We start from the raw sequence: 13,665 nt of genomic DNA on the forward strand, positions 1-13,665 counted from the left end.
TAGTAGGCATAAAATTAAGTTTAAAACGTCTATTTAAAACACAGGAGAGTGCAATAATGAAAATTATTGCTGCGGACGTTTTTGTCACTTGCCCCGGGCGTAATTTCGTTACGCTTAAAATAACCACTGAAAGCGGACTTTGTGGGCTGGGAGATGCCACATTAAATGGTCGTGAATTGTCGGTCGCTTCCTATCTGAAAGATCATCTTTGTCCACAATTAATAGGTCGCGATGCCAGCCGTATCGAAGATATCTGGCAATTCTTTTATAAAGGTGCTTACTGGCGGCGTGGCCCCGTCACGATGTCGGCAATCTCTGCCATTGATATGGCGTTATGGGATATCAAAGCTAAAGCAGCCAATATGCCGCTGTATCAACTGCTGGGTGGCGCTTCTCGCGAGGGCGTGATGGTCTATTGCCACACCACCGGGCGTACAATTGATGAAGTCCTTGAAGACTATGCAAAACACCAGCAAATGGGCTTTAAGGCGATTCGGGTGCAGTGCGGCGTGCCGGGTATGCAAACTACCTATGGCCTGGCGAAGGGAAAAGGGCTGGCTTACGAACCGGCAACCAAAGGCCAGTGGCCGGAAGAACAATTGTGGTCTTCAGAAAAGTATCTCGATTTTACGCCGAAGCTCTTTGAGGCCGTGCGCAACAAGTTCGGTTTTAATGAACATCTGTTGCATGACATGCACCATCGCCTTACCCCTATTGAAGCGGCGCGCTTTGGTAAGAGCATTGAAGATTACCGCCTGTTCTGGATGGAAGACCCGACACCTGCCGAGAATCAGGAATGTTTCCGTTTGATTCGCCAGCATACCGTGACACCAATTGCGGTCGGAGAAGTCTTTAATAGTATCTGGGATTGTAAGCAGTTAATCGAAGAGCAGTTAATTGACTATATCCGCACGACGATTACCCATGCTGGTGGAATTACCGGGATGCGACGGATTGCCGATTTTGCATCGCTTTATCAGGTGCGTACCGGTTCGCATGGCCCTTCTGATTTATCGCCCATTTGCCATGCGGCAGCGCTGCATTTTGATCTCTGGGTGCCTAACTTCGGTGTTCAGGAGTACATGGGTTATTCCGAACAAATGCTTGAGGTCTTCCCGCATAGCTGGCGCTTCGACGCGGGTTATATGCACCCAGGCGATGAACCAGGGCTGGGTATCTCCTTTGATGAGAAGCTGGCGGCGAAATATCCGTATGATCCGGCGTATCTCCCCGTTGCGCGTCTGGAAGACGGTACATTGTGGAATTGGTAGTGATTTAAGCGAAACCGTATATCTGTCGCTTAATTTATTTATTGAGTAATCAAATCTATTCAATTTTCTCAAGGAGTATAAAAATGGATGTTGATTTGCCAGGTAGTGTTGCGGGTAATAAACCGCAACGGATTCGCCGTATTCAGACGGTGGCGCTGGTTTTATTATTTATGGCGGGAATCGTTAATTTTCTCGATCGCTCATCATTGAGCGTGGCAGGCGAGGCGATTCGTGGCGAGTTAGGATTATCAGCCACAGAGTTTGGCGTTTTACTTTCTGCATTTTCTCTGTCTTATGGTTTTTCACAACTGCCTTCCGGTATTTTGTTAGATCGTTTTGGTCCACGAATTGTGTTAGGCGCAGGATTAATATTCTGGTCATTAATGCAGGCATTAACAGGAATGGTTAATTCCTTTAGCCACTTTATTATTATGCGTATTGGACTGGGTATTGGTGAAGCGCCGTTTATGCCTGCGGGGGTGAAATCTATCACCGACTGGTATGCGCAAAAAGAACGCGGCACGGCGCTGGGGATCCTTAACTCATCTACCGTTATCGGTCAGGCCATCGCGCCCCCTGTTCTTGTATTGATGCAACTGGCGTGGGGCTGGAGGACGATGTTTGTCATCATCGGCCTGGCGGGGATTCTGGTTGGGATTTGCTGGTACGCATGGTATCGCAACCGGGCGCAGTTTGTCCTGACCGATGAAGAACGAGCGTATCTCTCTGCACCGGTTAAGCCGCGTCCACAATTGCAATTTAGCGAGTGGCTGGCGCTGTTTAAACATCGGACAACCTGGGGGATGATTTTAGGTTTCGCTGGTGTCAACTATACCGGTTGGCTCTACATTGCGTGGTTACCCGGTTATTTGCAGGCTGCGCAAGGTTTCAGTCTGGCAAAAACCGGCTGGGTGGCGGCGATTCCTTTCCTTGCGGCGGCAGTCGGGATGTGGATCAACGGTATTGTTGTCGATAGACTGGCGAAAAAAGGCTACGACCTGGCGAAGACGCGTAAAACGGCCATTGTTTGCGGTTTGATGATGTCGGCATTAGGGACGTTGCTGGTGGTGCAATCTTCCTCGCCTGCGCAGGCGGTGGCGTTTATCTCAATGGCGCTGTTCTGCGTGCATTTCGCGGGAACATCGGCATGGGGACTGGTGCAGGTGATGGTGTCAGAAACAAAAGTGGCTTCCATCGCTGGTATTCAAAACTTTGGCAGTTTTGTTTTTGCTTCCTTTGCCCCGATCGTGACCGGCTGGGTAGTGGATACTACGCACTCGTTTAATCTGGCGCTGGTTATTGCGGCCTGCGTGACCTTCATCGGCGCGCTGTGTTACTTCTTTATCGTCAAAGATCGCATTGAATAAATATTGGGTCTGGCTCTCTTGTGGGAGCCGGGCGAAATAAAAAAAAGCGGATCCTGGAGATCCGCAAAAGTTCACGTTGGCTTTAGTTATTCGAGTTGAGAAACTCTCGAAACGGGCAGTGACTTCAAGGGTTAAAGAGGTGCCGCTCCGTTTCTGTGAGCAATTATCAGTCAGAATGCTTGATAGGGATAATCGTTCGTTGCTATGCTACCTATCGCCATGAACTATCGTGGCGATGGAGGATGGATAATGAATATTCGTGATCTTGAGTACCTGGTGGCATTGGCCGAACACCGCCATTTTCGCCGTGCGGCAGATTCCTGCCACGTCAGCCAGCCAACCCTGAGTGGGCAAATTCGTAAGCTGGAAGATGAGCTGGGCGTGATGTTGCTGGAGCGGACCAGCCGTAAAGTGTTATTCACCCAGGCGGGAATGCTGCTGGTGGATCAGGCGCGTACCGTGCTGCGTGAGGTGAAAGTCCTTAAAGAGATGGCAAGCCAGCAGGGCGAGACCATGTCCGGGCCGCTGCACATTGGTTTGATTCCAACGGTCGGGCCTTACCTGCTACCGCATATTATCCCGATGCTGCACCAGGCTTTTCCGAAGCTGGAAATGTATCTGCATGAAGCCCAGACCCATCAATTACTGGCGCAACTGGACAGCGGCAAACTCGACTGTGTGATCCTCGCACTGGTGAAGGAGAGCGAAGCATTCATTGAAGTGCCGTTGTTTGATGAGCCAATGCTGTTGGCAATCTATGAAGATCACCCGTGGGCTGATCGTGAATGTGTACCGATGGCCGATCTGGCAGGGGAAAAACTGCTGATGCTGGAAGATGGTCACTGTCTGCGCGATCAGGCAATGGGCTTCTGCTTTGAAGCGGGGGCGGATGAAGATACACACTTCCGCGCGACCAGTCTGGAGACGCTGCGTAACATGGTGGCGGCTGGTAGCGGTATCACTTTACTGCCTGCGCTGGCCGTGCCGCCGGAGCGTAAACGTGATGGCGTTGTTTATCTGCCGTGCATTAAGCCAGAACCACGCCGCACTGTTGGCCTGGTTTACCGTCCGGGTTCGCCGCTGCGCAGTCGCTATGAGCAACTGGCAGAGGCCATCCGTGCAAGAATGGATGGCCATTTCGGTAAAACGTTAAAACAGGCGATTTAAGCCGTTTAGCGCCGCGACCCGATAGGCTTCCGCCATAGTCGGGTAGTTAAAGGTGGTGTTGACGAAGTACTCAATCGTGTTGCCGCCACCTTTCTGTTCCATAATCGCCTGACCGATATGAATAATTTCGGCAGCGCGCTCACCAAAGCAGTGAATTCCCAGAATCTCTTTTGTTTCCCGATGGAACAAAATTTTCAACGTGCCCACGTTCATCCCGACAATTTGCGCACGAGCCAGATGTTTAAACTGGGCGCGGCCCACTTCATACGGCACTTTCATCGCGGTCAGTTGCTGTTCCGTTTTACCGACCGAGCTGATTTCCGGAATGGTGTAGATGCCGGTAGGGATATCTTCAATCAGATGCGCGGTGGCTTCGCCTTTCACCAGCGCCTGTGCGGCAATGCGTCCCTGGTCGTAGGCCGCCGACGCCAGGCTTGGATAACCAATCACGTCGCCCACCGCGTAAACGTGCGGCTGCGCGGTCTGGTACATGCTATTGACCTTTAGCTGACCGCGGCTGTCAGTTTCCAGTCCAATGTTCTGTAACGCCAGTGAATCGGTATTACCGGTGCGACCGTTGGCATAGAGCAGGCAGTCTGCTTTCAGCTTTTTGCCTGACTTCAGGTGCATGATCACGCCGTCGTCACAGCCTTCGATCTTCTCGTACTCTTCGTTGTGACGGATCACCACGCCACTGTTCCAGAAGTGATAGGAGAGAGAATCTGACATCTCCTGATCCAGAAATGCCAGCAGGCGATCACGGGTGTTGATCAGATCGACTTTCACATCCATTCCACGGAAGATCGACGCATATTCGCAGCCGATCACCCCGGCACCGTAGATAAGTACATGGCGCGGTTCGTGATGCATGCTAAGAATCGAGTCGCTGTCGTAAATGCGCGGATGGGTAAAATCGACGTCTGCCGGATGATAAGGGCGAGAACCGCAGGCAATGACATATTTTTCTGCGGTCAGCGTTTCTACCGTGCCGTCAGGGCAATCCAGCGCCAACGTGTGCTCGTCAACAAAGCGAGCGTTCCCCTGCAATATTTCGCAGTGATTACGTTCGTAAAATCCCTGACGCATGCGCGTTTGTTGATTAATCACATTATCGGCATGGTTGAGGATATCGGCAAAAGAAGAGCGGAGCAGCCGTGAATGATCGCTATAAAGAGGGTTTTGATTAAATTCTATAATGCGGCTGACAGCGTGACGGAGGGCTTTCGACGGAATGGTGCCCCAGTGGGTGCAACCGCCGCCAACATTTTGATAACGCTCGATAACTGCGACGCGCGCACCTTGCTTAACCAGACCCATTGCAGCGCCTTCGCCGCCGGGGCCGGAACCTATTACTATGGCATCGTAATCGTAGGAATGTGACATGGTAGGGCTTACCTGTTCTTATACATAAAAGCAACAGAATGGTAACATTTTATCGCGGGTAAGCCAATTGATCCCCGTCATTTATCTGGTTATATCGTGAGCGGCCTTTGCTTTGTCTGCTCCTTCCCTGTCTCATTAATTCGCAATTAAACGCTTTTTCTTATGGCAGATAGTTTTATCTTGCTGAAAAGTGCCTTTTTGTTATTGTCTCCGTGAAATCATTTTATAAAACAAATAGATAAACATTTTATATTGATTGGTTATTTGTATTTATACCATCAATGCAATCCGTTAATTAGCCTGTTTATCAGTGAATAAAGGAATAGCCGATGATCGAACACTCTATTCGTGGGTTTGAGGAAGAACTGCGCGAGATCCGCCATCAGATCCATGAAAATCCGGAGCTGGGGTTAAAGGAGTTTAAAACCAGTGCGCTGGTGGCGGAAAAGTTACGCCTGTGGGGTTATGAAGTTGAACAAGGGCTGGCGACGACGGGCGTGGTCGCTACCTTAAAAGTCGGTGACGGAGAGAAAAGTATTGGCTTGCGTGCCGATATGGATGCGCTGCCAATTTATGAAAATAGCGGCAAGTCCTGGGCCAGTAAACATCCCGGTTTAATGCATGCCTGCGGGCATGACGGACATACCACAATATTGCTGGGTGCCGCGCGCTATCTTGCTGAAACCCGCCGCTTTAACGGCACGTTGCGCCTTATCTTCCAGCCAGCGGAAGAAATGATTAACGGCGGCGAGATCATGGTTAAAGAAGGACTTTTTGACCGTTTCCCCTGCGATGTCATTTTCGGCATGCATAACATGCCCGGTCTGCCAGTGGGTAAGTTTTATTTCCAGCCCGGAGCGCTGATGGCGTCAATGGATCAATTCCATATTACGGTTCGTGGTTGTGGCGGACACGGTGCGATCCCTCACAAAGCGATTGATCCGGTGCTGGTTGCCGCACATATCACCACCGCATTACAAAGCATTGTGTCGCGCAATGTCGATCCGCTGGAAGCCGCAGTCATTACCGTCGGCAGTATTGTTGCGGGTGAGGCCGCTAACGTCATTCCTGATAGTGCTGAGATGAAAATTAGCGTCCGCTCTCTTAGCCGTGAAACCCGGCAACTTCTGTTGGCCCGTATTCCCGCTCTGGCACAAGCCCAGGCTATCAGCTTTGGTGCTACGGCTGATGTGACGCATGTTAACGGTACTCCGGTGTTGGTCAACGATGAAGAGATGGCGCGCTTTGCCTGGCAGGTGGCGTGTAAAACGTTTGGTGAAGATCGGGCCGGGTTTGGCATCAAGCCTCTGATGGGCAGTGAAGATTTCTCTTTCATGCTGGAAGCCCAGCCGAAAGGTGCTTTTTTGCTGTTCGGTAATGGCGATGTCGGGGAAGGGGCATGCATGGTGCATAACCCAGGTTACGACTTCAACGATGCAAGTCTGGTTCCGGCAAGCAGCTACTGGGGCGCACTGGTGGAAGCCTGGCTGCAATAAATAAAACAACACACAACATCACTATCTGGCAAGGAACATGGAATGACGGCGATCGTAAATGAAACAGTGGACGTAAAGAAAAAGCCCAGCGGCAAACGGGTGATTTTTGCCTCGGCGTTTGGCAATGCGCTCGAATTTTTTGATTTTGGCGTTTACAACTTTTTTGTGGTCTATATCAGCACGCTTTTCTTTCCACCCAGTGCCGATCACAATGTCGCGCTGTTACTGGCATTTGCAACGTTTGGCGTGAGCTTTTTTATGCGCCCGCTTGGCGGGATTATCGTTGGTGCCTGGGCCGATCGTTTCGGGCGTAAACCGGCGATGGTGTTTACCATTGCCCTGATGAGTCTCGGTACGCTGATGATCGGCATTGCGCCAACATATGCGACGGCGGGATATTGGGGAACAGCGACGCTGGTGCTGGCGCGCCTGATTCAGGGCGTTGCGGCAGGCGGTGAAGTCGGTGCCTCAATGTCTTTGCTGGTTGAGTCAGCTCCGGCAAATCGTCGCGGCTTTTACAGTAGCTGGTCGCTGGCGACCCAGGGGCTGGCAACGACCTTTGGTGGTGTCGTCGCTTTGGGTTTGAGCGCATGGCTGCCGTTCGCCACAGGTTCAGAAACCGTAATGGCGGAGTGGGGCTGGCGTGTACCGTTTTTTATTGGTGTGCTGTTAGCGCCCATCGGTTGCTGGCTGCGCCTGAGTCTGGAAAACGATGTGCCTGAACCTGTGCACCATAAAAAAGCCGCAACCAGCGAAAGCGCGTTTTCTCTGCTCTTGCAACATAAAGCAACCATCGTTAATGGTGTTTTACTCGCTATTGGTAGTACGGTTGCAACCTATATCTCCCTCTTTTACTACGGCACCTGGGCTGCGAAGTATCTGGCGATGCCTCAACACTATTCTCATGCAGCGATGTTACTGGCGGGCGTTATTACGTTTGTGGGGGCGTTGTTGGTGGGGATGCTGTGTGATTCGGTCGGGCGTAAAAAGCTGATTTTAATCTCCCGGGTGATGGTGTTGATCTGTAGCTGGCCATCGTTCTGGCTGTTGGTGAATTATCCCAGTCCCGGCATGTTGCTGACGGTGGTTTTCGTGATGGTCAGCTTCACCACGCTTGGCGGTGTACCGGTAATGTTGCTGATTTCCGAACTGTTACCGAAACGGATTCGGGCATTGGGCTTCGCACTGGTTTATAGCATTGGCGTAGCAATCTTCGGCGGGTTTGCGCAATACTTTGCCACGCAATCCATTGTGTTACTGGATAGCCTGACGGCGCCAGCGTGGTATCTGGGCGGAGGTACGTTGTTGTCGATGCTGGCGTTGTTGTTTGTGAAAGAACCGGCTAAAGAGTTGCAGTAAATGTGTTTTATTGCGTTACCGTTCATTCACAACACTGGAGCAATCCAGTATGTTCATTCTCTGGTATAGTGCCAACAGTACTTTTGGCAAGGATTTAGACATCGTGATGGGCGTAAGAGCGCAACAAAAAGAAAAAACCCGCCGTTCTCTGGTGGAAGCCGCATTTAGCCAATTAAGTGCTGAACGTAGCTTCGCCAGCCTGAGTTTGCGTGAAGTGGCGCGTGAAGCGGGCATTGCTCCCACCTCTTTTTATCGGCATTTCCGCGACGTAGACGAACTTGGTCTGACCATGGTTGATGAGAGCGGTTTAATGCTGCGCCAACTCATGCGCCAGGCGCGTCAGCGTATTGCTAAAGGCGGGAGTGTGATCCGCACCTCGGTCTCCACATTTATGGAGTTCATCGGTAATAATCCGAACGCCTTCCGGTTATTATTGCGGGAACGCTCCGGCACCTCCGCTGCGTTCCGTGCCGCTGTTGCGCGTGAAATTCAGCACTTCATTGCGGAACTTGCGGACTATCTGGAACTCGAAAACCATATGCCTCGTGCGTTTACTGAAGCGCAAGCCGAAGCAATGGTGACGATTGTCTTCAGTGCGGGTGCCGAGGCGTTGGATGTCGGCGTCGAACAACGTCGGCAATTAGAAGAGCGACTGGTACTGCAACTGCGAATGATTTCGAAAGGGGCTTATTACTGGTATCGCCGTGAACAAGAAAAAACCGCAATTATTCCGGGAAATGTGAAGGACGAGTAATGAAACAAGCAAATCAAGATAGAGGTACGCTGCTGCTGGCGCTGGTTGCAGGCTTATCGATCAATGGTACTTTTGCGGCGCTGTTTAGCTCCATTGTGCCATTTTCTGTATTCCCGATTATTTCCCTGGTGCTGACGGTCTACTGCCTGCATCAACGTTATCTTAATCGCACTATGCCGGTAGGTTTGCCGGGTCTGGCTGCTGCCTGTTTTATTCTCGGTGTTCTGCTGTACAGCACGGTGGTTCGTGCGGAATATCCGGATATCGGTTCTAACTTCTTCCCGGCCGTGCTGTCCGTCATTATGGTGTTCTGGATTGGCGCGAAGATGCGTAACCGTAAGCAGGAAATTGCTGAGTAATCAGTATTATGCTGGATGCTGGCGCATCCAGCATGGGTTTTACTTAGCGGTTAGTAATACGCCGCACTCCATATGGTGCGTGTAGGGGAACTGATCAAACAGAGCCAGACGTTCAACCTTGTGCGTCTGGCTTAATGTTTCCAGATTCTTACATAACGTTTCCGGGTTGCAGGAGATATACAAAATACGCGGATACGCCTGCACCATTTTCTCGGTTTCACTGTCCAGACCGCTGCGCGGTGGGTCGACAAAAATGGTTTCGCACTGATAACTCTTCAGGTCGATACCTTGCAGACGGTTAAACTCACGCACGCCATTCATCGCTTGAGTAAACTCTTCCGCCGCCATACGAATAATTTGTACGTTATCTATATGGTTAGCAGCAATATTGTATTGCGCGGCAGCGACCGACGGCTTGGCGATTTCGGTGGCTAATACTCGATCAAAATTGCGCGCCAGAGCTAATGAAAAATTACCGTTGCCGCAGTACAACTCCAGTAAATCGCCTTTTGAGCCTTTGGTAACATCCAGCGCCCATTCCAGCATCTGAATATTCATCGCCGCGTTTGGCTGGGTGAAGCTGTTTTCTACCTGACGGTAGATCATCTCTTTCCCTGCGACCGGCAGACGCTCATCAATGTAATCCTGATCCAGCTCGATTTTTGTTTTCGTTGCCCGACCAATCAAATGCACATTCAGATTCTGCGCTCGCAGTGCATCGCGCAGGGCTTCTGCCTGCTGACGCCACTCGTCATCCAGCTTTTTATGGTACAGCAGAGAAACGACGGCCTGATTGCTCAATGTGGTGAGGTAATCAATCTGGAACAGCTTGTGGCGCAGAACGGGATTATTACGCACACCCGCAATCATCGCCGTCATCAACTGGTTGATCAGTTCACTGGCGGCGGGGAAGCTATCTACGCGGATGCGGCTTTTGGTCTGTTGATCGAAAATGATGTGGTACAGGTCATCGCCATCGTGCCAGATGCGGAATTCTGCTCGCATCCGATAATGACTGACCGGCGAGCGAAACACTTCCGGAACCAGGTCAGAAAACGGCGCCATCATACTTTGTAAACGTACCACTTTTTCGGCTAACTGCGCTTCATACTGTTCTGTTGGAAGGTGTTCGGGGGTCATGATGTATCCTGAAAATGAAATGTACGCGGCGATTGTAGGGATTGCTCATCAGATGTCCAGATCTTGATGAATTCCTATTTATGCGCGACGTCTGGACAGCAACTTGTTACAACCTGTAGCATCCACTCGCCGGTCCTGTGAGTTAATAGGGAATCCAGTGCGAATCTGGAGCTGACGCGCAGCGGTAAGGAAAGGTGCGATGATTGCGTAATGCGGACACTGCCATCCGGTGGGAAGTCATCATCTCTTTGTATCCTCAGATACCCCTCCAAGCCCGAAGACCTGCCGGCCAACGTCGCATCTGGTTCTCATCATCGCGTAATATTGATGAAACCTGCGGCATCCTTCTTCTATTGTGGATGCTTTACAATGATTAAAAAAGCTTCGCTGCTGACGGCGTGTTCCGTCACAGCCTTTTCCGCTTGGGCACAGGACACCAGCCCGGATACTCTCGTTGTTACTGCTAACCGTTTTGAACAGCCTCGCAGCACTGTGCTTGCTCCAACTACCGTTGTGACACGTCAGGATATTGACCGCTGGCAGTCGGCCTCGGTGAACGATGTTCTACGTCGTCTGCCGGGCGTGGATATCACCCAGAATGGCGGTTCAGGTCAGCTCTCTTCTATTTTTATTCGTGGTACAAACGCCAGCCATGTATTGGTGTTAATTGATGGCGTACGCCTGAATTTGGCGGGGGTCAGTGGTTCTGCCGACCTTAGCCAATTCCCTATTGCGCTTGTCCAGCGAGTTGAATATATCCGTGGACCGCGATCTGCCGTTTATGGTTCTGATGCAATAGGCGGAGTGGTGAATATCATCACCACGCGGGATGAATCCGGCACGGAAATTTCAGCGGGATGGGGAAGTAATAGTTATCAGAACTACGATGTTTCTACGCAGCAACAACTGGGGGATAAAACACGGGTAACTCTGTTGGCCGATTATGCCCATACCCATGGATTTGATGTTGTCGCCTATGGCAATACCGGAACGCAAGCACAACCAGATAACGATGGTTTTTTAAGTAAAACGCTTTATGGTGCGCTGGAGCATAATTTTACTGACACCTGGAGCGGCTTTGTGCGCGGCTATGGCTATGATAATCGTACCAATTATGACGCGTATTATTCTCCCGGCTCACCGTTACTCGATACCCGTAAACTCTATAGCCAAAGTTGGGACACCGGGCTGCGCTATAACGGCGAGTTGATTAAATCACAACTGATTACCAGTTACAGCCACAGCAAAGATTACAACTACGATCCGCATTATGGTCGTTATGATTCGTCCGCGACGCTCGATGAGATGAAGCAGTACACCGTCCAGTGGGCAAACAACGTCACCGTTGGTCACGGTAATATCGGCGCGGGTGTTGACTGGCAGAAGCAAACTACGACGCCAGGCACTGGATATGTTGCAGATGGGTATGATCAACGTAATACGGGGATCTATCTGACCGGGGTACAACAAGTTGGCGATTTTACGTTTGAAGGTGCTGCACGCAGCGATGATAACTCACAGTTTGGTCGTCATGGCACCTGGCAAACCAGTGCTGGTTGGGAGTTCATTGAAGGCTATCGCTTTATCGCTTCTTATGGCACGTCGTACAAGGCACCTAATCTTGGGCAACTGTACGGTTTCTACGGTAATCCGGATCTGAACCCCGAGAAAAGCAAACAGTGGGAAGGTGCGTTTGAGGGGTTAACCGCCGGGGTGAACTGGCGTATCTCCGGGTATCGTAACGATATCAGTGACCTGATCGATTATGACGATCACATCCTGAAATACTACAACGAAGGGAAAGCGCGGATTAAAGGCGTCGAGGCGACCGCCAATTTTGATACCGGACCGCTAACACATACGGTGAGTTACGATTATGTCGACGCACGTAATGCGATTACCGACACGCCGTTATTACGTCGTGCTAAACAGCAGGTGAAATATCAGCTCGACTGGCAACTGTATGATTTTGATTGGGGTATTACTTACCAGTATTTAGGTACTCGCTATGATAAGGATTACTCATCTTATCCCTATCAAACTGTGAAAATGGGCGGTGTGAGCTTGTGGGATATTGCGGTTGCATATCCGGTCACCTCTCATCTGACTGTTCGTGGTAAAATAGCCAACCTGTTCGACAAAGATTACGAGACAGTCTATGGCTACCAAACTGCAGGACGGGAATACACCTTGTCTGGCAGCTACACCTTCTGAACCACGTCCCACCGTGCTGGTGTTTGACTCCGGCGTCGGTGGGCTGTCGGTCTATGACGAGATCCGGCGTCTCTTACCGGATCTCCATTACATTTATGCTTTTGATAACGTCGCTTTCCCGTATGGCGAAAAAAGCGAAGAGTTTATTGTTGAGCGCGTGGTGGAAATTGTCACTGCAGTGCAAGAACGTTATCCCCTTGCATTGGCGGTGGTGGCTTGCAACACCGCCAGTACCGTTTCACTTCCTGCATTACGCGAAAAGTTTGACTTCCCGGTTGTCGGCGTCGTTCCGGCGATTAAACCCGCAGCGCGTCTGACCGCTAATGGCATTGTTGGACTGCTGGCAACTCGCGGAACAGTTAAACGTTCTTATACCCATGAGTTGATCGCGCGTTTCGCCAATGAATGCCAGATAGAAATGCTCGGTTCGGCAGAGATGGTCGAGCTGGCTGAAGCGAAGCTGCATGGCAATGAAGTTTCTCTGGATGCACTAAAGCGTATCTTGCGCCCGTGGTTAAGAATGAAAGAGCCGCCAGATACTGTTGTTCTGGGATGTACCCACTTCCCTCTATTACAAGATGAACTGTTGCAGGTGCTGCCAGAGGGAACCCGGTTGGTGGATTCAGGCGCAGCGATTGCCCGCCGAACGGCCTGGTTACTGGAGCATGAAGCCCCTGATGCAAAATCAGTCGATGCGAATATTGCCTTTTGTATGGCAATGACGCCAGAAGCTGAACAGTTATTGTCCGTTTTACAGCGTTACGGCTTTAAAACGCTCGAAAAACTGACAGTTTCAGGCTGATTTGATTGAAACTTGCGCATTCGGAAAATTATTTTAAATTTCCTCTTGTCAGGCCGGAATAACTCCCTATAATGCGCCACCACTGACACGGAACAACGGCAAATAAGCCGCCGGGTCAGCGGGGTTCTCCTGAGAACTTCGACAGAGAAAAGCGAAAAAATGCTTGACTCTGTAGCGGGAAAGCGTATTATGCACACCCCGCGCCGCTGAGAAAAAGCGAAGCGGCACTGCTCTTTAACAATTTATCAGACAATCTGTGTGGGCACTCGAAGATACGGATTCTTAACGTCGCAAGACGCTAAATGAATACCAAGTCTCAAGAGTGAACACGTAATTCATTACGAAGTTTAATT

At 50.6% G+C, this 13,665-nt stretch carries 11 protein-coding genes and 1 riboswitch; of the genes, 9 read left to right on the plus strand and 2 right to left on the minus strand.

All coding sequences use genetic code 11. The features are described 5' to 3' along the window. Window positions 1-56: 56 nt before the first annotated feature. From manD to oxyR, 3 genes are all read left to right on the plus strand, one after another. The gene (manD, locus tag C7B16_RS12125) at window positions 57-1,271 is read left to right on the plus strand and encodes a D-mannonate dehydratase ManD (RefSeq protein ID WP_000690941.1); all 1,215 of its coding nucleotides are present in this window, start codon (window positions 57-59) and stop codon (window positions 1,269-1,271) included. 83 nt (window positions 1,272-1,354) lie between these two features. Continuing rightward, the gene (locus C7B16_RS12130) at window positions 1,355-2,638 is read left to right on the plus strand and encodes an MFS transporter (RefSeq protein ID WP_000382161.1); all 1,284 of its coding nucleotides are present in this window, start codon (window positions 1,355-1,357) and stop codon (window positions 2,636-2,638) included. A 249-nt stretch (window positions 2,639-2,887) separates the two neighbouring features. After that, entirely contained in the window at window positions 2,888-3,805 is a 918-nt protein-coding gene (gene oxyR / locus C7B16_RS12135) for a DNA-binding transcriptional regulator OxyR (protein WP_001025929.1), read from the plus strand. Here oxyR and sthA read toward each other — a convergent pair. Next, complete coding sequence (gene sthA, locus C7B16_RS12140; protein ID WP_000019889.1) at window positions 3,788-5,188, minus strand: Si-specific NAD(P)(+) transhydrogenase; 1,401 nt, start codon at window positions 5,186-5,188, stop codon at window positions 3,788-3,790. The genes oxyR and sthA overlap by 18 nt on opposite strands. A gap of 329 nt (window positions 5,189-5,517) precedes the next feature. On the opposite strand from sthA, the gene C7B16_RS12145 reads away from it, so the two are divergent. The 4 genes from C7B16_RS12145 to C7B16_RS12160 all read left to right on the plus strand — a co-directional run bounded on the left by C7B16_RS12145 (window position 5,518) and on the right by C7B16_RS12160 (window position 9,156). After that, window positions 5,518-6,684, plus strand: coding sequence for a M20 aminoacylase family protein (locus C7B16_RS12145; protein WP_016249363.1), 1,167 nt, complete (start codon window positions 5,518-5,520; stop codon window positions 6,682-6,684). Window positions 6,685-6,726: 42 nt separating this feature from the next. Then, complete coding sequence (locus C7B16_RS12150) at window positions 6,727-8,043, plus strand: citrate-proton symporter (protein ID WP_107179751.1); 1,317 nt, start codon at window positions 6,727-6,729, stop codon at window positions 8,041-8,043. A 103-nt stretch (window positions 8,044-8,146) separates the two neighbouring features. Further along, window positions 8,147-8,797 (plus strand): HTH-type transcriptional repressor FabR, encoded by a 651-nt coding sequence (gene fabR, locus C7B16_RS12155; protein WP_001309117.1) that lies wholly within the window; start codon window positions 8,147-8,149, stop codon window positions 8,795-8,797. Then, window positions 8,797-9,156, plus strand: coding sequence for a YijD family membrane protein (locus C7B16_RS12160; RefSeq protein ID WP_000806410.1), 360 nt, complete (start codon window positions 8,797-8,799; stop codon window positions 9,154-9,156). Before fabR ends, C7B16_RS12160 begins: the two co-directional genes overlap by 1 nt. A gap of 39 nt (window positions 9,157-9,195) precedes the next feature. Here the strand turns inward: C7B16_RS12160 and trmA are convergent, their stop codons facing one another. After that, complete coding sequence (gene trmA / locus C7B16_RS12165) at window positions 9,196-10,296, minus strand: tRNA (uridine(54)-C5)-methyltransferase TrmA (RefSeq protein ID WP_000187028.1); 1,101 nt, start codon at window positions 10,294-10,296, stop codon at window positions 9,196-9,198. A gap of 113 nt (window positions 10,297-10,409) precedes the next feature. After that, window positions 10,410-10,601: riboswitch (cobalamin riboswitch) on the plus strand. A 64-nt stretch (window positions 10,602-10,665) separates the two neighbouring features. Here trmA and btuB point away from each other — a divergent pair. Together btuB and murI are read left to right on the plus strand one after the other, a co-directional pair. Continuing rightward, window positions 10,666-12,510, plus strand: coding sequence for a TonB-dependent vitamin B12 receptor BtuB (gene btuB, locus C7B16_RS12170; protein WP_000591341.1), 1,845 nt, complete (start codon window positions 10,666-10,668; stop codon window positions 12,508-12,510). Further along, window positions 12,455-13,312, plus strand: a complete 858-nt coding sequence (gene murI / locus C7B16_RS12175; protein WP_000201835.1) for a glutamate racemase — start codon at window positions 12,455-12,457, stop codon at window positions 13,310-13,312. Before btuB ends, murI begins: the two co-directional genes overlap by 56 nt. Window positions 13,313-13,665 lie beyond the last annotated feature (353 nt).

Origin of the sequence: Escherichia sp. 20412-1 (assembly GCF_003027595.1) — a bacterium.
GTDB classification, from domain to species: domain Bacteria; phylum Pseudomonadota; class Gammaproteobacteria; order Enterobacterales; family Enterobacteriaceae; genus Escherichia; species Escherichia marmotae.

Coding starts and splice junctions, on each gene's coding strand:
- murI (WP_000201835.1), top strand. CDS start 12,455: ATGGCTACCAAACTGCAGGACGGGAATACACCTTGTCTGGCAGCTACA.
- C7B16_RS12160 (WP_000806410.1), top strand. CDS start 8,797: ATGAAACAAGCAAATCAAGATAGAGGTACGCTGCTGCTGGCGCTGGTT.
- sthA (WP_000019889.1), bottom strand. CDS start 5,188: ATGTCACATTCCTACGATTACGATGCCATAGTAATAGGTTCCGGCCCC.
- manD (WP_000690941.1), top strand. CDS start 57: ATGAAAATTATTGCTGCGGACGTTTTTGTCACTTGCCCCGGGCGTAAT.
- btuB (WP_000591341.1), top strand. CDS start 10,666: ATGATTAAAAAAGCTTCGCTGCTGACGGCGTGTTCCGTCACAGCCTTT.
- C7B16_RS12145 (WP_016249363.1), top strand. CDS start 5,518: ATGATCGAACACTCTATTCGTGGGTTTGAGGAAGAACTGCGCGAGATC.
- C7B16_RS12130 (WP_000382161.1), top strand. CDS start 1,355: ATGGATGTTGATTTGCCAGGTAGTGTTGCGGGTAATAAACCGCAACGG.
- trmA (WP_000187028.1), bottom strand. CDS start 10,296: ATGACCCCCGAACACCTTCCAACAGAACAGTATGAAGCGCAGTTAGCC.
- oxyR (WP_001025929.1), top strand. CDS start 2,888: ATGAATATTCGTGATCTTGAGTACCTGGTGGCATTGGCCGAACACCGC.
- C7B16_RS12150 (WP_107179751.1), top strand. CDS start 6,727: ATGACGGCGATCGTAAATGAAACAGTGGACGTAAAGAAAAAGCCCAGC.